26 protein-coding genes and 1 pseudogene are annotated in these 22,525 nt (G+C 32.8%); 21 read left to right on the top strand and 6 right to left on the bottom strand.

The annotated features are described in order from the left end of the window. Positions 1-3: 3 nt before the first annotated feature. From porW to B5X64_RS00630, 5 genes are all read right to left on the bottom strand, one after another. Positions 4-2,559, bottom strand: a complete 2,556-nt coding sequence (gene porW / locus B5X64_RS00650; RefSeq protein ID WP_079463423.1) for a type IX secretion system periplasmic lipoprotein PorW/SprE — start codon at positions 2,557-2,559, stop codon at positions 4-6. Positions 2,560-2,645: 86 nt separating this feature from the next. Further along, positions 2,646-3,200 carry a Maf family nucleotide pyrophosphatase gene (locus tag B5X64_RS00645; protein WP_066681211.1) on the bottom strand — a complete coding sequence of 185 codons (555 nt, stop codon included), beginning with the start codon at positions 3,198-3,200 and terminating at the stop codon, positions 2,646-2,648. Positions 3,201-3,247: 47 nt separating this feature from the next. Further along, positions 3,248-3,766 (bottom strand): KdsC family phosphatase, encoded by a 519-nt coding sequence (locus B5X64_RS00640; RefSeq protein WP_066681212.1) that lies wholly within the window; start codon positions 3,764-3,766, stop codon positions 3,248-3,250. Positions 3,767-3,851: 85 nt separating this feature from the next. Then, complete coding sequence (locus B5X64_RS00635) at positions 3,852-4,607, bottom strand: SIMPL domain-containing protein (protein ID WP_066681214.1); 756 nt, start codon at positions 4,605-4,607, stop codon at positions 3,852-3,854. Positions 4,608-4,635: 28 nt separating this feature from the next. Further along, positions 4,636-5,388 (bottom strand): Rossmann-like and DUF2520 domain-containing protein, encoded by a 753-nt coding sequence (locus tag B5X64_RS00630; RefSeq protein WP_079463422.1) that lies wholly within the window; start codon positions 5,386-5,388, stop codon positions 4,636-4,638. Between the two features lie 168 nt (positions 5,389-5,556). Here B5X64_RS00630 and B5X64_RS00625 point away from each other — a divergent pair, with 168 nt between their 5' ends. The 7 genes and pseudogenes from B5X64_RS00625 to B5X64_RS00595 all read left to right on the top strand — a co-directional run. After that, entirely contained in the window at positions 5,557-6,108 is a 552-nt protein-coding gene (locus tag B5X64_RS00625; protein WP_066681218.1) for an RNA polymerase sigma factor, read from the top strand. A gap of 18 nt (positions 6,109-6,126) precedes the next feature. After that, positions 6,127-6,846: a hypothetical protein gene (locus tag B5X64_RS00620; protein WP_228418672.1), complete on the top strand. Its 720-nt coding sequence runs from the start codon at positions 6,127-6,129 to the stop codon at positions 6,844-6,846. Between the two features lie 7 nt (positions 6,847-6,853). Continuing rightward, a complete protein-coding gene (locus B5X64_RS00615) occupies positions 6,854-7,366 on the top strand; it encodes a hypothetical protein (RefSeq protein ID WP_066681220.1) in 513 nt (170 codons plus the stop codon). A 94-nt stretch (positions 7,367-7,460) separates the two neighbouring features. Beyond that, positions 7,461-8,495, top strand: coding sequence for a hypothetical protein (locus tag B5X64_RS00610; protein WP_066681222.1), 1,035 nt, complete (start codon positions 7,461-7,463; stop codon positions 8,493-8,495). 73 nt (positions 8,496-8,568) lie between these two features. Then, positions 8,569-10,365 carry a translation elongation factor 4 gene (gene lepA, locus B5X64_RS00605; RefSeq protein WP_066681227.1) on the top strand — a complete coding sequence of 599 codons (1,797 nt, stop codon included), beginning with the start codon at positions 8,569-8,571 and terminating at the stop codon, positions 10,363-10,365. 146 nt (positions 10,366-10,511) lie between these two features. Then, positions 10,512-11,534 carry a virulence RhuM family protein gene (locus tag B5X64_RS00600; protein WP_079463421.1) on the top strand — a complete coding sequence of 341 codons (1,023 nt, stop codon included), beginning with the start codon at positions 10,512-10,514 and terminating at the stop codon, positions 11,532-11,534. A 4-nt stretch (positions 11,535-11,538) separates the two neighbouring features. Continuing rightward, positions 11,539-11,649 (top strand): annotated as a pseudogene (locus tag B5X64_RS00595) (hypothetical protein); the annotation flags it as partial. 101 nt (positions 11,650-11,750) lie between these two features. On the opposite strand, the gene B5X64_RS00590 reads toward B5X64_RS00595, so the two are convergent. After that, positions 11,751-12,236 carry a DUF1579 domain-containing protein gene (locus tag B5X64_RS00590; RefSeq protein ID WP_111944900.1) on the bottom strand — a complete coding sequence of 162 codons (486 nt, stop codon included), beginning with the start codon at positions 12,234-12,236 and terminating at the stop codon, positions 11,751-11,753. A 274-nt stretch (positions 12,237-12,510) separates the two neighbouring features. On the opposite strand from B5X64_RS00590, the gene B5X64_RS00585 reads away from it, so the two are divergent. From B5X64_RS00585 to B5X64_RS00520, 14 genes are all read left to right on the top strand, one after another. Further along, positions 12,511-13,206, top strand: a complete 696-nt coding sequence (locus tag B5X64_RS00585; RefSeq protein ID WP_079463419.1) for an NUDIX hydrolase — start codon at positions 12,511-12,513, stop codon at positions 13,204-13,206. A 448-nt stretch (positions 13,207-13,654) separates the two neighbouring features. Further along, positions 13,655-13,990 carry a hypothetical protein gene (locus B5X64_RS00580; RefSeq protein WP_079463418.1) on the top strand — a complete coding sequence of 112 codons (336 nt, stop codon included), beginning with the start codon at positions 13,655-13,657 and terminating at the stop codon, positions 13,988-13,990. A gap of 2 nt (positions 13,991-13,992) precedes the next feature. After that, positions 13,993-14,847 (top strand): hypothetical protein, encoded by an 855-nt coding sequence (locus B5X64_RS00575; RefSeq protein ID WP_079463417.1) that lies wholly within the window; start codon positions 13,993-13,995, stop codon positions 14,845-14,847. Positions 14,848-14,850: 3 nt separating this feature from the next. Next, entirely contained in the window at positions 14,851-15,921 is a 1,071-nt protein-coding gene (locus B5X64_RS00570) for an adenylosuccinate synthetase (protein WP_079463416.1), read from the top strand. Between the two features lie 19 nt (positions 15,922-15,940). After that, the gene (locus B5X64_RS00565) at positions 15,941-16,345 is read left to right on the top strand and encodes a hypothetical protein (RefSeq protein WP_079463932.1); all 405 of its coding nucleotides are present in this window, start codon (positions 15,941-15,943) and stop codon (positions 16,343-16,345) included. A gap of 5 nt (positions 16,346-16,350) precedes the next feature. Next, positions 16,351-16,764 carry an ADP-ribosylation/crystallin J1 gene (locus B5X64_RS00560; RefSeq protein ID WP_079463415.1) on the top strand — a complete coding sequence of 138 codons (414 nt, stop codon included), beginning with the start codon at positions 16,351-16,353 and terminating at the stop codon, positions 16,762-16,764. 62 nt (positions 16,765-16,826) lie between these two features. Next, positions 16,827-17,402, top strand: coding sequence for a DUF4291 domain-containing protein (locus B5X64_RS00555; RefSeq protein ID WP_111944901.1), 576 nt, complete (start codon positions 16,827-16,829; stop codon positions 17,400-17,402). Positions 17,403-17,406: 4 nt separating this feature from the next. Next, the gene (locus tag B5X64_RS00550) at positions 17,407-17,913 is read left to right on the top strand and encodes an O-acetyl-ADP-ribose deacetylase (RefSeq protein WP_079463414.1); all 507 of its coding nucleotides are present in this window, start codon (positions 17,407-17,409) and stop codon (positions 17,911-17,913) included. A 50-nt stretch (positions 17,914-17,963) separates the two neighbouring features. After that, positions 17,964-18,650, top strand: coding sequence for an SIR2 family NAD-dependent protein deacylase (locus B5X64_RS00545; RefSeq protein WP_079463413.1), 687 nt, complete (start codon positions 17,964-17,966; stop codon positions 18,648-18,650). After that, positions 18,650-19,588, top strand: coding sequence for an ADP-ribosylglycohydrolase family protein (locus B5X64_RS00540; protein WP_079463412.1), 939 nt, complete (start codon positions 18,650-18,652; stop codon positions 19,586-19,588). The genes B5X64_RS00545 and B5X64_RS00540 overlap by 1 nt, the downstream gene beginning before the upstream one ends. Continuing rightward, a complete protein-coding gene (locus B5X64_RS00535; protein ID WP_079463411.1) occupies positions 19,585-20,769 on the top strand; it encodes a hypothetical protein in 1,185 nt (394 codons plus the stop codon). Before B5X64_RS00540 ends, B5X64_RS00535 begins: the two co-directional genes overlap by 4 nt. Further along, positions 20,766-21,308: an RNA 2'-phosphotransferase gene (locus tag B5X64_RS00530; RefSeq protein ID WP_079463410.1), complete on the top strand. Its 543-nt coding sequence runs from the start codon at positions 20,766-20,768 to the stop codon at positions 21,306-21,308. Before B5X64_RS00535 ends, B5X64_RS00530 begins: the two co-directional genes overlap by 4 nt. 132 nt (positions 21,309-21,440) lie before the next feature. Next, a complete protein-coding gene (locus B5X64_RS00525) occupies positions 21,441-21,635 on the top strand; it encodes a hypothetical protein (RefSeq protein ID WP_079463409.1) in 195 nt (64 codons plus the stop codon). A gap of 125 nt (positions 21,636-21,760) precedes the next feature. Beyond that, a complete protein-coding gene (locus B5X64_RS00520) occupies positions 21,761-22,510 on the top strand; it encodes a metallophosphoesterase family protein (RefSeq protein ID WP_079463408.1) in 750 nt (249 codons plus the stop codon). Positions 22,511-22,525: the final 15 nt, after the last annotated feature.

Below are 22,525 nucleotides of genomic sequence, written 5' to 3'. Positions count from 1 at the left end.
TTTTTATTGTTTCATTGTTTTTACCTCATCCGTAGTCTGCTGTAGTTTCTGCATGGTATTATTTCCTGCTTTTTTCGGAATATTGTTATTATTCTGAGGAGGATTATTTTTCATTGGCTGACCAGCTGAGTCGCTAGGAACGAAATTACTGGTTTGAGATTGCTGAATATTATTAGATTGCCCCGGACCGTTAAAAGGACTATTAGGGGTTTTATTTCCTTTATTATCCGTTGCCTGGAATGCAATGTCGCTTTTCAGATAATTCAGCATTTCTTTAGCTTTAATTCCTTCCGGTGTTTTGGCATAATTCAAAACAATCTGTTCAAGCTGCAGAATCATTACTTCTTTTCCGCCAGTTTTTCCGGCGTTAAATGCATTTAAAAGATTCAGTTTAGGAATTAACGCATCTTTTGGATATTTAAGAATCACCTGCTCTATTTTGCCCTGACTTTCTGTAAATTTTTCAGATTCATAGAGCGCAAAAGCCATTTTATATTCGTTTTCAACTTCTTCAGAAGATTTTACAAACGTATTATTTTTAGGATTTCTTGCAAATTCTGCAAAAGAAGAATAAGGATAATCGGTCAATAAAATCTGTTTTGCTCGGGCTGAAGCCTGAGGGTCTTTCTCATAATTCATCGCAAAAATTTCATATAATGCCTGAAGCATTACTTTCTCTTCCGGTTTTACATCGATCAAATCATAAAGCGTTTTTGTAGCTAAAGGTGTATTGGTAAAATAATTCTGATACATCACGCCTAGACCTAATGAAGCAGTATCTCTATCCTTTTTCAGCTGAGATAATTTACCAGCATCTGCAGGAATCTGCTCAATATAAAAAGAAGGCTCAAAACGTCTCGGATTGGGTGCCGAAGTCACTCCCAAAGCTTCATTTTTCATGTCTTCCAGCGAAGCCATTTTTTTAGAGAAACGCCAGTTATCGACCAATGCACGGTCTCCCCAAACCTGCTTAAAGGTAGATGTACCTTTGCTTACCGTACCGGTGTTTCCAAAATAAAAGCCTTTAGCTGTAGTCCCAAAATCTTCAAAAGAATTTGAACTGTTGGCAAAAAGAGAATTGGCATTGTAATCTCCGGTATCAAAACCTTTGCTTCTCTCAGCACGTCTTCTTTCCTGTTCTTCTTTTTCTTCTTTTATTTTTAGTTTATCTATGTATTTTGCAAAATAATCAGTTTTCTGTACATCGGTCATTTTCGCCAAAGAAAGAATACTGTCATTTTTCTTAATTAAATAATAATTTTTAGAGATTTTTTTAATGTAACTTGATTGGTCTTGTAGCAAGATTCTCGAAGGTTCGTATGTCATAGAAGCCAATGCAGAATCATAGTAAGCTCCAGCTCCTATATAATCATTTTTATCTAAATAATTTTTACCAATCTCATAGTAAGCCAAACCTCTCACCTGCCCATCAGAAATTTTTTCGAGCAATGATTTTCTGAAAAATTCTTGTGCCTCGCTTTTCTTACCAGCTTTATTGGCCATTAAACCTAAAGCATAATAAAATTCGTTTTTTCGAGATCCATAAGTTCCTTTTTTACTTATTTTTTCGAGATAATCTTTTGCGCCTTCATAATTTCCTTTTCCGTTGAATGTTTTGGCAATTTCGATCTGAGATTTTACTTCAAATTCAAAATCATTAGCATATTTATAAGCGGCTAAAAAACTTTCTCTTGCTAAATCTTGTTTTCCTTGTTCTTGTAAAACTTGACCTCGTAAAAATGCAATTCTGCTTTTTAGTTTTCTGTTTCCGTTCAGTTCAAAAGCACGGTCTAATTCTTTGATAGATTCTTCTTTTTTTCCTGCATCCAAAAGTGATTCAGCATAATAAATACTCAATAATTTATCATGATCCTTGCTTAATTTTTCACTTCTAAGTTTATTAAAGATTTCATCAGATTTATGGTAATTTTTAATCTGAGAATAAGCTAAAGCTTCATAGATATGAGCCAATGGAAGCCTTTTATCTTCTTTCATATGGGTGAAAACATAGTTTAAAGCATCCAATGCTTTAATTGATTTTCCCTGATAAATTCTGGATTGAGCGAGAATAATATAAGCATCAAAAATAGTTTTGTTTTGCTCCTCTCCTTTTCTGATGACCGAATATTTATTAATGGCTTTTAAGGCTTTTGCTTCAGCAATTTCCAAAACACTGGCTCCTTTCTTCTCTTCCGGATTATTAGGGTCTTGAGGCTTATTTCCCTGCATTCCGAGTGCAGTTCTTCCGTTTTGTTGAGGGCGGTTTACTTCCGCCATTTTCATAGAATTTTCTGCAAACACTGAAGATTGTCCCAAATCACTTCCTAAAGGTTGCTCTTCGTAAGTTAATATAGGAATATAAGGCGCATAAAAATTATCTTTATGGGCTTTGTCTCTTTCCGTAAACTCACTATTTAAAGCGTCTTTTGCATTAAACAGGGTATTGTAATATGTCGAAAATCCTTTCAAAAACTTAGAGCGTGCTTCCGGTTTTTTCACTTTCGTGCCACAGGAAACGACGACAATCGCTACTAAAAGAAATACTATATTTTTTTTCATTATTTCAATATAACTCGCTAATTTACTTTTTATTATCAGCAGTTTGATGATTTTGTAAAAATAATAAAATTTTATTTTGAAAATATTTATAATTCCTTCAAAATTTTATAAACTAAATGCGTTGGAAGTCCCATTATGGTATAAAAGCTTCCGTTGATATTTTTAATCTTTGCCATTCCGAGCCACTCTTGGATCCCGTAACTTCCTGCTTTGTCGAATGGTTTGTAGTTTTTAATATAAAAATCGATTTCTTCTGAAGTGATTTCATCAAATTCTACATCGGCAACATCGGTTTCGGTGATGATCTTATCTAAAGTTTTGATTGTAATTCCCGTATAGACCTGATGTATTTTTCCTGATAATGACTGAAGCATTTCTCTTGCTTCCATTTCATCTTTTGGTTTTCCTAAAACCTGGTTTTCATGGGCAACGACCGTGTCTGCGGTCAATAAAACTTCATCTTTTTGAAGAATTCTGAATGCATTGGCTTTTAATTCAGATAAATAAGCTGCGGCCTCTCCTATTTTTATATGGTCAGGTAAAATCTCTTCACAGTCAATTTTTACGACTTCAAAATCAAAACCTAAACTTGATAGTAGCTCTTTCCTTCTCGGAGATTGTGATGCTAAAAGTATTTTCATTAGTATTTATAAATGATGATTGATAAACGATAATTGCTATCTGATAATTATACAGATTGCGTATTATCATCATGCCATTTTCCCTGAACCTTCATTACCTGCTCAATGACATCACGCACTGCTCCACTTCCACCTTTGGTTTGCGAAATATAATCTGCAATTCCTTTGATTTCAGGAACAGCATTTTCAGGACAGGTGGCAATTGCCGAATTCTGCATCATATGAAAATCCGGAACATCGTCTCCCATTGTTAAAATTTCTTCGTTTTTAAGATCATATTTAGCTTTAAAATCTTCATAATCCACCATTTTATCATGAGACTTTGCATAATAATCCTGTATTCCCAAGTAATTAATCCTGTGTCTCACCATTTCATCATTTCCTCCGGTAATAACACCTATCAGATAATCATTTTTTAAAGCTTTTACAACTGCATAACCATCCAAAACATTCATTACTCGGCTCATATTTCCACCTGGCATCAAATAAACACTTCCGTCTGTGAATACACCGTCTACATCAAATACAAATGCTTTTATGTCTTTTAGTTTCTCTTTATAACTCATTTTAATTAATGATTGATAAATGATGATTGATAAAAAATTAAATCAATCGCATTTATTAATCCTTTGTTTTTTATTAATAAATATTTTAGTCGAGATTGTAAGTAAGTCTTACTGTAATTCTCGCTGATTTTTCCTTGCTTGAGGTATCAAAATTTCCACCATAACTATCCTCATCAGTAGAACCTTTTGCTGTGATCTGAAAGACTCCCATGGAGGCGTCTTTCAATTTCCCAAGATCTCCGTCTGCACTTTTTACAATTTTTTCAGCTCTTTGTTTGGCATCTTTTGAACCCGCTTCTATTAAACTGTGTTTCAATGAAGCAAGGTCAGAATAAGTATATTGTGCTGAAGATGGCTCAAACTGTACTCCTCTATTGATAAGTTCGGCCGTTTTGTCGATCACACTTTCGATTTTTTTCATCAAGACCGGATTCTTTTTAGCTCTGAAAAATACACTTTGAGTCGCTTTATATCCATCAAAAATATCTTCAGACTTTTCTGTTCCGTCTGCTTCTTTTGTCGTCACTGTACGGTAAGATCTTGAAAAATTAACTCCACCAAAAGCAAACTCTCCTGCTTTGAAACCTTTGCTGTAGAAAAAAGCCTTTACTTTTTCTTTGTCTTGCGAGATCAAATTATAAGCTTCTTTTGCATCCATTGCACTGGCGTCGAAACTTCCACCCCAACTTATTTCGTCTGAAATAAAATCTTTAGAACCAAGGCCAGTAACGGAAATTGTATCTTGTTTTAAATTTCTGTTTTTAAAACTTGAGCCCAAGACAAAAGCTGTAATAACGATAGATGCTCCAATGATGAGGGAACGGATAATGTTTGTATTCATTTTTTTGGTTTTCCTCAAAGTTAAAAATTTATGGCAATTTATACATCGTTTTAATCGATTGATTCATTGTCTTATAAATCTCAAGACTTTCGTCTTTTAATAACTGTTCGTGTAATTCCAAAACTCTTTTATCATTTCTCACTGCGGGTCCGGTTTGTGCTGATTTTGGCTCTATTTCAGAGATCTTCTGAACGGTCTCATTGATCAACGGTAAAAAATAATCGAACGGAATTTCTTGAGCATCTGAAATTTCTTTAGCTCTTGCAAAAAGATGATTCACAAAATTGCAGGCAAAAACCGCCGTTAAATGAATATATTTTCTCTTTTCATGAGTACTTTCCATTACATTTTCTGAAATTTTGGAAGTTAGATCAGTTAAGATTTTCTGGTCTTTTTCATTTTCAGTTTCAATAAAAAAAGGAATTTTCGTGTAATCTAAATCTTTAGTTTTTGAAAAAGTCTGTAAAGGGTAAAAGCTTGATCTTCTGTACTCCCCTGTCAAAACTTCTTTAGGTAAAGAACCTGAAGTATGAGCAACTAAACAATCTTTTTTAGAGATAATTTTTGAAACATTTTCTATAGAATTATCACTTACACAAATAATATATAGATCTGCATCTTCCAGATTTTCTGTGGAATAGGAAATATTTAATTCAGAAGAAATTTTCTGAAGTTCTTTCTCATTTCTTCCAAAAATTTGGGTTATAGAAATACCATTTTGAACGAAAGCTTTTGCCAAATGATAGGCAACATTCCCGGAACCGATAATGACTGTTTGCATAAAACAAAGATAAGCGTTTTTAGTTTTGGAAGGAAAGTTGAATGATAACGGATGTTTTCAAATTAATATTATTGATATAAATCTTAAAAGTTAATATATTGGACTCAAAATTGAATAAGTAATTTAACTTTTAGATATTTTTGTAATCCAAAACAATGAAAGCATCTTATGAAGATTAAAGACGCAGAGATTATTGCGCTGATGCAAAACCCACGAACGCTTGAAAAAGGTATTCGGGTGTTGATGGATGCTTATCAGAGTAGATTATATTGGCACATCAGACGTATTATTGTAGATGGAGACCTTGCTCAGGATACTTTGCAGGAAACATTTATAAAAGCTTACCAAAATTTTCATCAGTTCAAGAATGACAGTCAGTTGTACACTTGGCTGTACAGAATTGCCACCAATGAAGCACTGCAACAAATCAATAAACTGAAAAAAATGCAGAAAACTGATGAAGATCCGGAATATTATATGCAAAATCTGGTTGCCGATAATACACACAGTGATGCTGAAGAAATACAAGTTTTTTTGCAAAAAGCTATACAGAGCCTGCCTGAAAAGCAGAAACTGGTATTTATGATGCGGTATTATGATGATTTACCTTACGAAGAGATATCTAAAATAGTTGATATGTCGGTAGGAACTTTAAAAACAAATTATCATTATGCCAAACAGAAAATAGAAGAATATATCAAAGAGAATTACGAGAGATAATTTTTGAGAACCTACAACATGAAAGATTTTGATCTAGATAATTTAGAACGCCAAAACATTTACGCAGTACCTGAAAATATGTTTGAAAATATTCAGGATAAGGTGTTGAGTGGAGTAAAAGATTTTGATCTGGAGAATTTAGAACGTAAAAATATTTACAAAGTTTCTGAGAATATATTTGAAGATATTCAGGAAAAGGTTCTAAGCAGAGTTCAAGGTTTTGATCTGGAAAAATTAGAGCGCCAAAACATTTACGCAGTACCTGAAAATATGTTTGAAAATATTCAGAACAGAGTGATGGGTGAAATAAAGACTGAGCGAAAAGCTCCAATTTTCAAAATGAATTGGGGATATGCAGCAGCAGCGTCTTTAGCTCTTATTTTTGGGTCGACTTTTGTTTATAATTTAAACTCAGATTCTTCAACCAATGGAGATTCAAACCTTAACTATACTGATAACAGAACTGCACCTAAGAAAGAAAGTCAACTTGCATATGAAACTTTGGAATCAGATTTAACTTCGATAGAAAATCCGAATCAAAGAACTGAAAAACAGATGAATATAAAGTCCATCGTTTCGAAAGTTGCTAATAATGATTCTGAAAAGAAGAATAAAAAAACGGTAAAAACGGTTAATGAAATCCATATGAACGAATATTTAGAATCGCTTAACAATTCGGAAATAGCAGAATTGGCAAACAATTCTAGCCAAGATGTTTATTTAGATTTATATAATTAAAAGAAAGATGAAAAAATTATTATTTACACTTTTTATTATCTCAGGTTTGGGGCTCAGCGCACAAATCAAGGATTATGATTGGAAAAAAATGAATCCAGATCAAAGAAAAGAGGTAATAAACAATCTTTCGCCAGATGAAAGAAAAGCACTTCTTACCCAATTTAGAAATAATATGGTTATTGATATGCTGGATGTTGCTCCACAGGATAAAGCTGAGTTTACTGCAATGTACAACGAATATTTAGATAATCAGAAACATATAAAAAATCAATTTGATTCTAATTTTGATCCTGAAAAACTTTCTGAGGATGAAGCAAAAGTAAAATTGCAGCAAAGTTTTGAAGTAGGTCAAAAACTATTTGATAACAGAAAAAAGTATGCTGAGAAGATGCAGACTGTGATTCCTTGTCAAAAGGTTTTGAAGCTTTTTCAATCTGAAGGAATGATGAGAGATAAAATGAATGAAAAACACCCTCATGGTGGTAAAAAAAATACTTCAGGAGCAAAGCAAACTCCATAATAGTTTATTTTTTTAATGTTGGACGACTCTTACAATTTATTGTAAGGGTCGTTTAGTTTTTAGGAAATATCTATTTTTGCAAAAAAAAATAATTATGATAAAAATATTTTTCTTTTTGATTATTTCAATAAGTATCTCTGCCCAAAAAACAGAATTCATTAAGCTTGATCAAAGTATTAAAGATAGAAAATCTCTTACCAGATCACTTACCTTAATAGATAACAGGACTGATAAAAATATCGGTAAAATAGATGATAAAGGAGAACTTGTAACTATAAGATTTGAAGATGAAGATTTGAAAAGTCACGTAGAAAGTTGGTTTTTAAAAGACAATAAAAAGACGGGTAATACAGACATTGTTGTAGTATTGGAAGAATTAAAAGTCTATAATGAGCAAGACTCAGATAAAGAATATCCTTATGCCAAAACCAAAATAAAAGTTTCAAGTTTTCTAAAAAGAAATAATAATTACTATTTTATTTATCGTTTTGATAATGTGATTGTTTGCAACCCTAAAAGAGTGGCTCACGCACCGAAATATTTGGCTGAGCAGATTTCAGAGATTATCACAGACTTTATCAAGGCTTCTTATACTAATACGGTTACTTCTTATTCAATTCCTGAAAATGAGATTCATAATTACAGTAAATATTTAAGTAAAAATTATAATGCTTTAAATAATTCTGAATTAAAAGAGGGAGTTTATACTGATTTTAAAAGCTTTTATAAACAAGAGCCTAATGCGAATTATTCTCTTAAAAAAAATAAAAATGGTAAAGTGGTAAAACTGATAGATAAAGACGTACAAACTTCTTTATCAGAAATGTATTGCTATGTGGAAGAAGGTAAGGGGTACAAACTTACACCAGTGGGTTTTGATGAAATGAAAAAAAATGAAAAAGGATTTTATATTTACTCTTCAAGAGCAAATCTTTTTGAAGAATCCAAAACGGGAGGTGTTCTTGTTGGTGCTGTTGCAGGAGGAGTTGTAGGCGCTGTTATTGGAGCAGCAATAGATTCGGGTTCGAACAGGAACAGTGGAGCAATAAACGGAATTGGTTTTAAATCTACTATAGAAGCAAATGTTTATATTGATTCTTTAACAGGAGCTTATGTTTTTGAAAAATAATTTCCTCTCCGTAAAATTAAGAATGATAAATTATCCTTCAAATTGTTATCTTTGCAAATTACATAGTTCTTAAATGAAAAACATACGAAATTTTTGCATAATCGCTCATATCGACCACGGTAAATCTACTTTGGCAGACCGTCTTTTGGAGTACACCAATACGGTGACCCAAAGAGAATTACAATCTCAGACGCTCGATGATATGGATTTGGAGAAAGAACGTGGGATTACGATTAAATCTCACGCCATCCAGATGGATTATGAGCTTAATGGCGAAAAATATATATTAAACCTTATCGATACACCAGGACACGTAGATTTTTCTTACGAAGTTTCTCGTTCGATTGCTGCTTGCGAAGGTGCGCTTTTGATTGTAGATGCTGCGCAAAGTATTCAGGCACAAACGATTAGTAATTTGTATCTGGCTTTAGAAAATGATTTGGAAATTATTCCAATCCTTAATAAAATAGATCTTCCGTCTGCTAATCCTGAAGAAGTTACCGATGAAATTATGGGACTTCTAGGTTGTAAATACGAAGACGTTCTTCGAGTTTCTGGTAAAACAGGAGAAGGCGTTCATGAACTGCTTGAGCAGATTGTAAATAGGGTTCCACCACCAGTTGGAGATCCAAATGCGCCACTTCAGGCATTAATTTTTGACTCTGTTTACAATCCGTTCAGAGGTATTGAAGCGTATTTTAAAATTGTTAATGGAAGTATTTCTAAAAACGAAAAAATCAAATTTTTTGCAACAGGAAAAGAATACGGCGCTGATGAAGTAGGAACTTTAAAGCTAAAGCAAGTACCCAAAAAAACGGTGGAGTGTGGTGACGTAGGTTATCTTATTTCCGGTATTAAAGATGCTCGTGAAGTAAAAGTAGGAGATACCATTACTTCTTTTGTAAATCCTGCTGATGGACCGATTGATGGTTTTGAAGAAGTAAAACCAATGGTTTTTGCCGGAATTTATCCTATCGAATCTGAAGATTTCGAAGAATTAAGATTTTCATTAGAAAAATTAAGATTAAATGATGCTTCTTTAGTTTTCGAACCTGAAAGCTCAGCAGCATTAGGTTTTGGTTTCCGTTGCGGATTCTTAGGAATGCTTCACATGGAAATTGTTCAGGAACGATTAGAGAGAGAATTCAATATGAACGTGATTACTACGGTTCCCAACGTTTCGTATCACGGATATTCTAAAAAAGATCCTGATACAGCCATCTTGATTAACAACCCGTCTGAAATGATTGATCCTAATCTTTTAGATAGAGTAGAAGAGCCTTATATTAAAGCTTCTATCATTACAAAATCTGATTTCGTTGGAGCGGTAATGACATTGTGTATTGAGAAAAGAGGTGAAATTGTTAACCAAAGTTATTTGACAGCTGATAGAGTAGAGCTAACCTTCAATATGCCTTTGGCGGAAGTTGTTTTCGATTTCTATGACAGATTAAAATCTATTTCTAAAGGATATGCTTCATTCGATTATTCACCAATCGGAATGCGTGCTTCTAAATTAGTGAAAATGGATATTCTTATTAATGGAGATATGGTGGATGCTTTATCTTCATTAATTCACGATTCTAATGCCTATTACATTGGTAAAAGAATGTGTGAGAAATTGCGTGAACTAATTCCTAGACAACAGTTTGATATTGCTGTTCAGGCTGCTTTAGGAGCGAAAGTTATTGCAAGAGAAACCATTAAAGCTTTAAGAAAAGACGTTACTGCAAAATGTTACGGAGGAGATATTTCAAGAAAGAGAAAACTTCTTGAGAAACAGAAAGAGGGTAAAAAGAAGATGAAGCAAATTGGTAGAGTAGAAGTTCCGCAATCTGCATTTATGGCTGTTTTGAAACTGAATGACTAGTGTCATCGATTCATTTTAAAATATAAATCTGCAGAAATTAATTTTCTGCAGATTTTTTTTAGTAGGTATTAGAGAGTTTAGGGAAAAGTTTAATAATAGACATTTTAAAATTTTATTTTTTAGAAATTTTTTTAGAAATTTACTCTATGGAAGAAAATACCTCAAGCTTTATTCTTTACACCACTCCTAAAGGAGATGTGAGACTTAATGTATTATTACAGGATGAGTCTGTATGGTTAACCCAAAAAACTATAGCAGAATTGTTTGGTGTAGATAGGAGTGTGATTACTAAGCATTTAGGTAATATTTATGAGACGGCTGAACTTCAAAAAAAATCAACAAGTGCAAAAATTGCACAAGTTCAGCAAGAGGGGGATAGAAGCGTAAGTAGAGAAATAGAGTTTTATAATCTAGATGCTATTATTTCTGTTGGTTATAGGGTGAATTCTACAAAGGCTACTCAATTCAGGATTTGGGCGACGCAAACTTTAAAAGAATATATTATTAAAGGCTTTATTTTAGATGATAATAGATTGAAACAAGGTCAAACAATATTTGGTAAAGACTATTTTAAAGAATTACTCCAAAGAATCCGCTCTATTAGAGCTAGTGAAAGAAGGATCTATCAACAGGTTACTGATATTTTTGCAGAATGTAGCATAGATTATGATAAAAATTCTGAGATAACAAAAGGATTTTATGCTATGGTTCAGAATAAATTTCATTATGCGATAACAGGAAAAACAGCACCAGAAATTATTTATTCTTCTGCTAATAAAGCAAGAGAAAATATGGGGTTAGCTACGTGGAAAAATGCTCCAGATGGAAGAATTTTAAAACAAGATGTAGTAGTTGCAAAAAATTATCTTCAAGAGAAAGAGATACAGCAGTTGGAAAGAACTGTTTCAGGATATTTTGATTACATAGAAGGATTGATAGAAAGGCAAAATACCTTTACAATGCAACAACTTGCTGAAAGTGTTAATAAGTTTCTAAACTTTAATGAATATAAAGTTCTAGAAGGCAAGGGAAGAATTTCAAAGGTAGTTGCGGATAGAAAAGCGGTTGAAGAATATGGAGTTTTCAATAAAACTCAAAAAATAATATCTGATTTTGATAAGGAGGTTAAAAAAATAATCCCTCCCAAGAAAGGAAGAAAAAAATTATGATGGAAAGAGAAAGCTTCTTGAGAAACAGAAAGAGGGTAAAAAGAAGATGAAGCAAATTGGTAGAATAGAAGTTCCGCAATCTGCATTTATGGCAGTTTTGAAACTGAATGACTAGCTAAAGAGCCAAGTAAAAAGGCAAGAGATAAAAGTAAAATCCGCAGAAATTTTCTGCGGATTTTTTTATTCTTAAAAGTTTAAACTGAAACGGTTTAGATTTTATTTTTTCGTATATTTTATTTCCATTGTTTTATACTCTTTGCCTGTTTTAGAATCAGGGCCATACATTTCTAATGTTTGATGAGTATCATCTACAAAAGTATAGACTTCTCTCATATTACAGTCTTTTCCTGGTCTTGTAGGGTCTGTCATTTTTCCCTTAAATTCAATAGATTTTTTGGATGGATCCCAATCGCCTTCCATATTCATCATTCCGGTTCCCATATTGTCAATCCAAGTGCTTACAAATTTCTTTTTAGCATTGTCATACCCTGTAATGCTCATTCCTTCAAAAGGCATTCCCATAAAATTTCCTTTGTGTTCACTGCTTTGATAGCGCCCACCAAAAATCATTTTATTGGTCGTTGTCGATGTACTTGTCATAGGTTTTCCGCCGTCTTCCATCCACATCGTATTTTCTCCGGACCAGACTCCGTCAGATTTTGCCAGCATTTTCTGCATATCTCCGGGTGTGGCAAATTCCATCCATGCTTTGTTTGCGGTTGCAGAATCTACCGGTTTCCATTCTTCATTGGCGATAGAATCTTTTCCGTCAGAGGTTTTTACATCAATTTTTGCTTTATCACAAGCGATAAACAGAAGCGCAGCGCAGGTTGCGAAGAATAAATTTTTTCATAATTGTTTAGTTTTAAGTTGTTTATAAATTTAATGAAAAATAGAATTCAAAAATAAATTATTTTAATCTTGACATTCAGATTTCTAATTGCTACTTTTGTGTACTCATAACGCAAATTAAATTATGGATTCTTCAAAAAAGTTACAGGATATCAAAGTTGCTGTCGATGCCGTTATTTTCGGATATTTTGATAAAAAAGATCTTCAGATTCTTTTAATTAAAAGAAATATTGAACCGTTTAAAGGCGGTTGGGCTTTACCTGGAGGTTTAGTTTTAGATGATGAGAATCTGGATGATGCTGTAAAAAGAGAATTACAGGAAGAAGCGGGCATAAAACCCGATTTTTTGGAACAACTCTATACATTTGGGCACGTAGGTCGTGATCCTAGAAATAGAGTAGTTTCGGTAGCTTATTTGGGTTTGGTCAATCCTTCTTATCACGAATTGTTTGCAGATTCTGATGCGGAAGACGCGCAATGGTTCAGTGTGAATCAACTTCCTAAATTGGCTTTTGATCATCAAACTATTATTGATATTGCGTTAAAAAGACTTCGTACGAAAATTCAATATCAGCCGATTGGTTTTAATCTTTTAAATGATGAATTTGTATTTTCTGAACTCGAAAATCTTTACAAAACCATTATAGGACAAGAAATTGACCGTCGAAATTTCAGAAAAAAAATCATGAGCTACGGACTTCTCAATGAAACCTCCCAATTTAAAAAAGAAGGCAGCGGCAGACCCGGGAAATTATTCACTTTCAATCAGGAAAAGTATAAAGAGCTTGAAGAACAGGGTTTTTATTTTGAAATTAAATAGTTTTATTAATACAAATTTCACTAATCTTTTTGCATTAATTTCCAACAATATATTACTTCTCCAATGTCATTCAGAATGAAGCGAAGCGGAATGAAGAATCTATAAATTAGTGTTGAGATTCTTCCTGCGTCAGAATGACAAATGAGCGAATAAACCACTTTCTTTAATTCTTTTTCCAATCGAAAATCATCAATCAATATTCAATTTTAACCATTTGTTAAAAATATTTGAATAGTAAATATTTAATCGGAATAAATTTTTAATACTGTTAATCAGTTACTTATTTTAATTAGCGTAAAATAAACACAAATAAATTTGGTTAATAAAATCATATTGTTTTAAATTTGTGTAACAATAACGCAATTGATAGTTTGTTTAAAAATTAAATATAATTTTTTGTATACTTTTAAATTAGTGTATTATTAACACAAATGAAAAATTTAAAAACATGGAAGAAGACTTAAAACCCAGATTTATCGAATCATTACAAAGAAATAATGACCAGATAAGAGAAGATCGAGCCCGAACAATCGGGGAAGATTCAGAGTTGATATACAGACGCCGAGTTGAAGACATTGAACTGAAAATAAAAAGACTGAAACGCGAACAGGAAGGTCTTATCGACATCAGTCCGTTAGACAAAAACAGTTTGACATTTGCTGATTTTCAGCCTGAAGCATTCGTTCAGAAAGACATAGAATTATCATTATTAATCAGAAATTTAAATATTCAGCTGGAAGTTTCTACAAAAAGATTTGAATATTTATTTGGTAAAAAATTTTAGTTATGGGAAGTACAAGATACGACATGGACGCTCGTTATGACAGAGCAAGAAGAGAAGGTTATGCATCAAAATCTGCCAGTGAAATTTTCACTCAGAATGCAAAAAGAATGGCACACGAATCAATGAATCCTAAAAATATTTCTTTCAGAGAATCAAGAGATTCTGCGGTTCATCCGAATTCTGTTCCGATTATTTTAGGATTGGACGTCACCGGAAGTATGGGACATATTCCTCATGAATTGATCAAAGAAGGGTTACCCAAATTAATGGGCGGAATTATCCAGGGCGGAGTTCCCGATCCCGCACTTTTATTCTTAGGAATCGGAGACCATGAATGTGACGGTTATCCTTTACAGGTCGGTCAGTTTGAATCAGGCGATGAAGAATTGGATATGTGGTTAACAAGAACTTATATTGAATCCGGAGGTGGAGGAAATGCTGGAGAAAGTTATTTATTGGCTTGGTATTTTGCGGCTTTTCACACCAGAACCGATGCTTTTGAAAAAAGAAATCAAAAAGGCTTGTTATTTACGGTGGGTGATGAACCTTGCTTGAAAACACTTCCGGCTTCTGCGATTAGAGAGTTGATGGGAACGGGTCAACAGACTTTCAGACACACAGAATTATTGGCGGAAGCTCAAAAAAGATATGAAGTTTTTCACATTAGCGTTTTGCATTCAGGGCAGGCAGAAGATGCAGATAAAGGATGGAAAGATTTGTTGGGGCAAAACTGTTTGTCTATTGAAGATTACAGAGATGTTCCGATGGTAATTAAAGATGTAGTTTGCAGTAAATTTAAAGAAGGCTTTAGTAAAACTAAAGATTTAGGTGTTTTTAATAATATTCAAATGTATTAAGAAATGAAAACAGCACAAATAGTTATAGGCTTAGGATTTGGTGACGAAGGGAAAGGTATCACCACCGATTTTCTGGCTCAGCAAGATCCTGAGTCTATAGTTATTCGGTTTTCAGGAGGTCAACAGGCTGCGCATACGGTGATGATTGGTGATAAAAAACACATTCATTCAAGTTTTGCAAGTGGAGCGTTGCGGGGTTTGCCGTCTTATTTTACGGAACATTGCACGATTCACCCGACTTTTTTATTCAATGAAAGGGAGGAATTGATCAAGAAAAACGGAAATATTGAGTTGCATATTCATCCGTTGGCAAAAGTGACCACTCCTTTTGATGTTTTATACAACAGAAAAAATATCAAAAATTTAGAACATGGAACCTGCGGAAAAGGAGTGGGCGCAACAATGAAAAGAAATGAAACTCCGTTTAAATTATTTGCAATTGACTTAATTGCTCCAAAATCAATGTTGGTTGAAAAATTAAAAGGAATTGCCAATTATTACGGTTTTGAAGAAGGTGAAGAAATTGAAACTGCATTACATGATTTTTTAGAAGCTATTGATACAATTGATTGGAAAATTGAAGGTTACAGTTTTCTGAATTCATTTAACAATCTTATTTTTGAAGGAAGTCAGGGGATTTTATTGGATATGGATCATGGCGTTTTTCCGAACGTAACATTTGCCAATACCATCTCAAAAAATGCGTACGAAGTTTGTAAATTTTTAAAGATTGAGAATATAGAAATGTTTTACGTCACAAGATCTTATTCAACACGTCACGGAAGCGGTTGGATGAGCAATGAAAAGGAGTTAACATTAAAAAACAATGAAGAGGAAACCTGTATTTTTAATGATTATCAAAAGGATTTACGTTTTGGAAATTTGGATTATAGCTTATTAAATTATGCTCTGAAATTGGATGAAGCTTATGTTGTTGCCAATAAGAAAAATCTGGTTGTGACTTGTTTAGATCAATTGGATGAGGAATTTAAAATAGAAAATATTAAGATGAAATTTGATCAAGTTTTTGGATCTTATTCACCTTATTCTACGGATTTTAAAAGAATTAATTAAAAATATTAAAAACATAATGATGAAAAAAATATATGTATCTGGAAATGGGAATGTAACGTGGGAAAACTTTCATGAATTTTATATTGAACCATTAAAAAAACTAAATCTTTCCGAATGCGAATTTATTATCGGAGATTTTTCAGGGACCGATACTTTAATGATGGAATTTTTAAAGGATAAATCTGAAAACGTAACGATTCTTCATGTCGGAAAAAAGCCAAGATATTTTGCCAATTCATTTAAAACAATGACAGGGAAATGGAAAATAATAGGTGATTTTACTTCTGATTATGAAAGAGATCTATTTGGAATTGAACATTGTACTCATTTTTTAGCCGCTGATTTTAATACTGATGAAAAAAGAAAAAGCGGGACATTAAAAAACATTGAAAAGTGTCTTAACTTAAATAAAATTGCAATTTAATAATCATGAAAAAAATAACATTATACAGACCTGTCGGAGAAAAAGAAATGATTCTAATTTTAGAAAGCAATTTCAAAAAATTTCCGCCAAGATTAGAGTGGCAACCAATTTTCTATCCTGTTTTAGATGAAGATTATGCATCGGAAATTGCAGAAAAATGGAATACCAGAGATGAAGCAGGGAATTATCTAGGTTTTGTAACCAAATTTGAAGTGTTGGAAGATGTTGTAAATAAATATCCTGCACAAAATGTTGGAGCCAGAAATCATAATGAATTGTGGGTTCCATCAGAAAAATTAGAAACATTCAATCAGGCGATCGTTGGAAACATTGAAGTGATAAAAGTATTTATTGGGGATAATTTCAAGAATTCTGCAAATGCTGAAATCGAAAACTTGATGTTAAACTTAAAACAATGAAACTCAAATTAAAAAAATATAAAGAACAACTATAGAATTGGCCTGAAAAAGGACAACATATCATGGCGCAATTTGATGATGAGAATATAATTGTGTATCAATCATATCGAAAAGAAATTGGTGAGTTTGCAGTTAAAAATCAATACTTTGGTGGTGAATTCAGTTTAGAAAGAATGACCTGGATAAAACCCAACTTCCTTTGGATGATGTACCGAAATGGATGGGGAACAAAAGAAGGTCAGGAATATATTTTGGCAATACATTTAAAAATGGATGCTTTCAAAAGATATTTAGAAAATGCAGTTTATTCGTCGTACAATGACAGACTGGAAATTCCCCGAGAAGAGTGGCAAGATCAGATAAAAGAATCTTCTGTGAGATTGCAATGGGATCCGGATCATGATCCTTTTGGAGGGAAGCTGGAAAGAAGAGCAATTCAAATTGGTTTAAGAAATGAATTTACCCGTTCTTTTGCTAAAGAAGATATTATTCTGATTGAAGATATTTCAGATTTTGTGAAAGAACAACATCAATTTGTTTTGAATGATAATTTAGAAAATTTAATTCTTCCCGAAGAAAAACCATTGTTATTTAATCATGAAAACTTAAATAGAAAATTAAGATTAGATCAAAATTAAAATAATGAAAATTGAATTAATAAAAGGTGACATTACCAAAATAAAATCAGACGCAATCGTCAATGCCGCCAATTCATCATTACTTGGCGGCGGTGGAGTTGATGGAGCAATTCATCGTGCAGGAGGAGCGGAAATTTTAGAGGAATGTAAACAGATCAGAAATATACAAGGAAAATGTAAAACCGGAGAAGCTGTGATAACAACAGCTGGAAATCTTCCTGCAAAATATGTTATTCATACGGTCGGTCCCATTTGGAATAATGATGAAGAAAAATGTTCACAACAGTTGGCTAATTGTTATAGAAACTCCTTGAAATTAGCTGAAAGTTTAGATGTAAAAACTATTTCTTTTCCTAATATCAGTACTGGTGTTTACAGATTTCCAAAAGAATTGGCTGCAAAAATTGCGATTCAAGAAGTGAAAAATTTTAAGTCAGATGTTGTTGAGAAAGTTATTTTTGTATGCTTTGATGAGGAGAATGAAGAGATTTATAAAAAATTATTAGAATGAGATTAAATTTTCTGATTCGGAACTATCTCGCAGATTAAATTTTAAACAAAATGAAAAAACTAACCATATTAAGCGGCGCAGGGATCAGCGCAGAAAGCGGAATAAAAACGTTCAGAGACGGAGATGGTCTTTGGGAAAATCATAGTATAACCGATGTGGCAAGTCCGGAAGGATGGAGAAATGACAGAGAATTAGTTCTTGAATTTTACAACCAAAGACGTCGCCAAATCCATGAAGTGGAACCGAATGATGCACACAAATTAATTGCAGATTTGGAAAAGCATTTTGAGGTTCAAATTTTTACTCAAAATATCGACGATCTTCACGAAAGAGCGGGCTCAACCAATATTATTCATCTTCACGGAGAGTTGTTAAAATCTTGCTCATGCAATAATAAAAGTTTGATTTACGATCAAAAAGAAGATATCAATATTGGAGACAAAGCAGAAGACGGAGCACAATTGCGACCTTTTATTGTTTGGTTCGGGGAAGAAGTTCCATTAATGAAAGAAGCCACGGAAAAAGCAAAAGAAGCCGATATTTTCTTGGTAATAGGAACCTCTTTGCAGGTATATCCGGCTGCAGGATTGCTTCATGACATCAAAGATGATTGTCTGTTGATTGTCATCAACCCTAACGAAACTGGCTTCGGATACGGACAAAGAGCCGTTGTCATGAAAGAAACCGCAACAAAAGGAATGAAATTATTGTTTGATAAGCTTGTAAATTTAGCCTAATGGAAAACAGAGTAAAAGCCGGAATCTTCGGTGTTTGTATTGGCGATGCTTTGGGCGTTCCTGTGGAATTCAAGAAAAGAGAAGACTTAAAAATATCCCCAGTTACCGGATATTTGGAATATATGTCTTGGAATCAACCCAAAGGAACTTGGAGCGATGATAGTTCATTAACACTTTGTTTAGCTGATGAATTGACGAAAGGCTATGATTTAGAAAAAATTGAACAAAGCTTTGTTAAATGGAATAAATATGGACATTGGACGGCTCACGGAAGGCTTTTCGATATCGGTGGAACAACAAGGCATTCCATCGCAAGATTAATTAAAGGTGAAAGCGCAAGGTTTTCAGGAAATATTTTTGAAGAAGATAATGGGAATGGTTCTTTGATGAGAATCCTTCCCTTAGCTTTTTATCTTAAAGATGAAGAAAATCTTGAAAATCTATATCAAACCGTAAAAGAAGTTTCATCCATTACTCACGGACATTTTCGTTCTGTTTTTTCATGTTTTATCTATGTTATTTTTGCCATTGAATTGATTAAAGGAAGAGATAAAAAAGAAGCATATAATCATGTTCAAAAAATAGCTTTGGAATATGTAGAAATTCAAGGTTTTAACCCAAAAGAAGTTGAGATTTTTCAGAGAATTTTAAAGAATGATATTTCAAGGTATGATGAAGATGAAATTAAAAGCAGCGGCTATGTTCTCCATAGTCTAGAAGCCTCTTTATGGAGTTTTCTAAACGCAGAAAGTTATTCTGAAGCGGTTTTAAAAGCGGTCAATTTAGGAGAGGACACCGACACAACCGGAGCAATCACAGGCGGAATTGCAGGAATTTATTATGGTTTTGAAAACATTCCTGAAGAATGGATTGATGTGTTGGTGAGGAAGGAAGATATAGAAAAGCTAAGTGAAAAATTAAATGAGAAATTAAAATGAAGAAAATAATCACATTCTACGTATTGCTTACATTGAAAGATCTGGAGTTTCTTGCTAAAAATAACTTTACAAAACTTCCGTTCTATGAAATTCCTTTTACATTTAATAAGGAAAGCATTGAAAAATTTGCGGAGACTTCAATAGAGTATACCGAAAATATTTTAGTTACAGCAAAGATAGATTGTGATTGGATTCGCTTTTCAGAGTATAAAGATTCTCATCCTGATGAAAATCCGACAGAGTTTGGTGGACTTTCAGAAGTGAAAACGAACACCTTTAATCATTCTTTAATTGATAAAATTAAAATTGAAAATGTTTTCGGAAAAGATCTTCAGAATGCAGATTGTGCCAAAATAAAAATGATTGTAGAGGAAGAATTATATTTTTTCAAACACAGAATGGAGACATTTCTCGAAACTAATTCAAGAGAAATAATCTTAGCTGATCTTTTTAATACAGTAATTGTAAAAGAGCAAGAACCTCAAAAATTTACAGACGAAGAAATAAGAAAACAAATAGAAGATATGGTTAGGGAAGATGAGGTTATTTCAATAAAGATGAAAGAAAAACGAAGGAATCTGAATTCTGTAGAAGAGGCTGTTGATTTTTTAATAAATGAAGATTTAAGCGAAGAAAGTACAAAATCTTTAAAGAATATATCTCTTGCGTCAAGGCTTGGATATTTTGGTGGTGATTCTGCTTTACACTTCGGATATGGAATGTACCTTAGGAATCTTTTCTTGCATGGAAACAAGAATGAATTATTTTTAAATAATCTTGAAGAATTTATTCGCAATAGTTTTTCAGATAGTGGGGAGTTAGGTGAAGGAATTATTTATGATTTATTATGGAGGAAATTAAATAATTGGGAAACTTCGGGAGAAAATAAGATAAAAATAGAAAAGATTCAGAGAGAAGTGAAAGAAGATGGTGAATACGATTCTAATTGGTATAATAAAGTGAAGCTACTTTCATATAATTGTACAGAAGATGAAATTAAAAAATATTTGGAATTAGAAAGAAAAATGGAAAATGAGAATGATAACTTTGAGGAATATTATTACCAACAGAAAGCTCTTTTAGCAAGATTAAATAAAGATGAAAAAGAGATTTTCGAAAATTTAAAACAAGATTATTTTAACGTTCAAAACATTCTTAATATTTTAGAACAAAAACCATGAACGAACAACATAAGAAAAAAACAAGCAAATTCCTGAGCTACGTTCTCAGGCATCATCCCGAACTTATCAATTTGAATTTGGATGAAAACGGATGGGCAAATGTTGATGAATTAATTGCAAAATCTACAAACGATTCTCAAGGTTTTACCTTTGAAGAATTGGATGAAATTGTAGAAACTAATGATAAAAAACGGTTTATTTTTAATGAAGATAAAACAAGAATCAGAGCAAATCAAGGTCATTCTATTGATATTAATCTGGCTTTAATTTCACAGAAACCACCTGAATTTTTATATCATGGAACAGCTCAAAGTAATATCGATTCTATTTTAGAAAACGGAATTGAGAAAAGAAGTCGAAAGCATGTTCATTTGAGTGAGGACAAAGAAACCGCAACAAAAGTGGGGATGCGTCACGGAAAACCGATTATTTTAACCATCAATACTGAAAAAATGTTTGATGATGGAATAGAATTTTATCTTTCAGAAAATAATGTTTGGCTGACAGATTTTGTAGATATTAAATACATTTCGCAATAATAAAGACGAATAGTAAAATTAAAACTATCAATAATTTTTTTTTGATTTTGTTATAATGTATTTCATATATTAGTGTATTAATATCGGGATATCCGAAAACCGGATAGAGTAGGAAAATCAAACAAAATCATTATGAAAAAATTAAACAAAATCTCAAGAGAAAATTTAAAATCAATTAAAGGAGGAATTACACCAGATTGTGTATCTTGGTGGGGTTCAGGTAAGCCATATTACACTAATGAGGCAACATGCCTTCAAGCTGCTGCCATAGATCCTGACTTTGAACCATTTTGCATTAATAAATGTGGACGTTGGTATGCTTTTTAATTAGGAAATAAAGAAAATAGCCCCCCCTAAAAGTATTAACGTTTAGGGGTTTTTTTATGCAAAATTAAATTTGAAGTCTAAAAAAATCAAAAAAAAATTTCATTAAGGTTTTATAAAATATTTAAATGAAAAGAACATTCGCAATAGGTGACATTCACGGTGGTTTCAAAGCTTTGAAACAAGTCTTGGAAAGAGCTAATGTTACCGAAAATGATAAATTAATTTTTCTTGGAGATTATGTTGATGGTTGGAATGAATCTTCTCAAGTCATTCAATTTTTAATCGAACTTTCCAAAAAACAGGAATGTATTTTTATCAAGGGAAATCATGATGCATGGACGGAAGATTGGTTATATTTCGGAAATGCTCCCGATGTATGGCTTTTCAACGGCGGACAAAGTACAGTTGACAGTTATTCTGAATATTCTTTGGAAGAGCTGGAAATTCACCTGGAATTTTTTCAAAAGATGAAAAATTATTATGTTGATGAAGAAGACCGTTTGTTTATTCATGCAGGTTATTCTTCGATGCACGGTCCTGAAAAAGAAGTTTATTCAAGTAATTATCGTTGGGATAGAACCTTATGGGAAACTGCGGTTGCAATGGATAAGAAGTTATCAAAAAACTCAGAACTTTATCCTAAGAGATTGCTTCTGTATAAGGAAATTTTCATTGGTCATACACCGACTTTGCATTTAGGAATTGATAAACCTGTGAATAAAGCCAATGTTTGGAATCTTGATACAGACGCTGCTTTTACAGGCGCATTGTCGATAATGAACGTTGAAACTAAAGAATTCTGGCAGAGCGACTTGCTTCCGAATTTATATCCAAATGAAAAAGGTCGAAATAATTGCGATATTAAATTGAAATAAAAAATACGCTTCAAT

This window comes from Chryseobacterium balustinum, assembly GCF_900168205.1.
Classification (GTDB): Bacteria; Bacteroidota; Bacteroidia; order Flavobacteriales; family Weeksellaceae; genus Chryseobacterium; species Chryseobacterium balustinum.
This window is presented reverse-complemented; position numbering and strand designations above follow the sequence as displayed.

Bases quoted from the DNA above. Each gene is read 5' to 3' on its own strand.
- porW (WP_079463423.1), bottom strand. From the start codon at position 2,559: ATGAAAAAAAATATAGTATTTCTTTTAGTAGCGATTGTCGTCGTTTCC.
- lepA (WP_066681227.1), top strand. From the start codon at position 8,569: ATGAAAAACATACGAAATTTTTGCATAATCGCTCATATCGACCACGGT.
- B5X64_RS00600 (WP_079463421.1), top strand. From the start codon at position 10,512: ATGGAAGAAAATACCTCAAGCTTTATTCTTTACACCACTCCTAAAGGA.
- B5X64_RS00520 (WP_079463408.1), top strand. From the start codon at position 21,761: ATGAAAAGAACATTCGCAATAGGTGACATTCACGGTGGTTTCAAAGCT.
- B5X64_RS00580 (WP_079463418.1), top strand. From the start codon at position 13,655: ATGGAAGAAGACTTAAAACCCAGATTTATCGAATCATTACAAAGAAAT.
- B5X64_RS00575 (WP_079463417.1), top strand. From the start codon at position 13,993: ATGGGAAGTACAAGATACGACATGGACGCTCGTTATGACAGAGCAAGA.
- B5X64_RS00635 (WP_066681214.1), bottom strand. From the start codon at position 4,607: ATGAATACAAACATTATCCGTTCCCTCATCATTGGAGCATCTATCGTT.
- B5X64_RS00525 (WP_079463409.1), top strand. From the start codon at position 21,441: ATGAAAAAATTAAACAAAATCTCAAGAGAAAATTTAAAATCAATTAAA.
- B5X64_RS00630 (WP_079463422.1), bottom strand. From the start codon at position 5,388: ATGCAAACAGTCATTATCGGTTCCGGGAATGTTGCCTATCATTTGGCA.
- B5X64_RS00560 (WP_079463415.1), top strand. From the start codon at position 16,351: ATGAAAAAAATAACATTATACAGACCTGTCGGAGAAAAAGAAATGATT.
- B5X64_RS00620 (WP_228418672.1), top strand. From the start codon at position 6,127: ATGAAAGATTTTGATCTAGATAATTTAGAACGCCAAAACATTTACGCA.
- B5X64_RS00535 (WP_079463411.1), top strand. From the start codon at position 19,585: ATGAAGAAAATAATCACATTCTACGTATTGCTTACATTGAAAGATCTG.
- B5X64_RS00615 (WP_066681220.1), top strand. From the start codon at position 6,854: ATGAAAAAATTATTATTTACACTTTTTATTATCTCAGGTTTGGGGCTC.
- B5X64_RS00555 (WP_111944901.1), top strand. From the start codon at position 16,827: ATGGCGCAATTTGATGATGAGAATATAATTGTGTATCAATCATATCGA.
- B5X64_RS00640 (WP_066681212.1), bottom strand. From the start codon at position 3,766: ATGAGTTATAAAGAGAAACTAAAAGACATAAAAGCATTTGTATTTGAT.
- B5X64_RS00550 (WP_079463414.1), top strand. From the start codon at position 17,407: ATGAAAATTGAATTAATAAAAGGTGACATTACCAAAATAAAATCAGAC.
- B5X64_RS00570 (WP_079463416.1), top strand. From the start codon at position 14,851: ATGAAAACAGCACAAATAGTTATAGGCTTAGGATTTGGTGACGAAGGG.
- B5X64_RS00565 (WP_079463932.1), top strand. From the start codon at position 15,941: ATGAAAAAAATATATGTATCTGGAAATGGGAATGTAACGTGGGAAAAC.
- B5X64_RS00540 (WP_079463412.1), top strand. From the start codon at position 18,650: ATGGAAAACAGAGTAAAAGCCGGAATCTTCGGTGTTTGTATTGGCGAT.
- B5X64_RS00610 (WP_066681222.1), top strand. From the start codon at position 7,461: ATGATAAAAATATTTTTCTTTTTGATTATTTCAATAAGTATCTCTGCC.
- B5X64_RS00625 (WP_066681218.1), top strand. From the start codon at position 5,557: ATGAAGATTAAAGACGCAGAGATTATTGCGCTGATGCAAAACCCACGA.
- B5X64_RS00545 (WP_079463413.1), top strand. From the start codon at position 17,964: ATGAAAAAACTAACCATATTAAGCGGCGCAGGGATCAGCGCAGAAAGC.
- B5X64_RS00530 (WP_079463410.1), top strand. From the start codon at position 20,766: ATGAACGAACAACATAAGAAAAAAACAAGCAAATTCCTGAGCTACGTT.
- B5X64_RS00645 (WP_066681211.1), bottom strand. From the start codon at position 3,200: ATGAAAATACTTTTAGCATCACAATCTCCGAGAAGGAAAGAGCTACTA.
- B5X64_RS00590 (WP_111944900.1), bottom strand. From the start codon at position 12,236: ATGGAATTTGCCACACCCGGAGATATGCAGAAAATGCTGGCAAAATCT.
- B5X64_RS00585 (WP_079463419.1), top strand. From the start codon at position 12,511: ATGGATTCTTCAAAAAAGTTACAGGATATCAAAGTTGCTGTCGATGCC.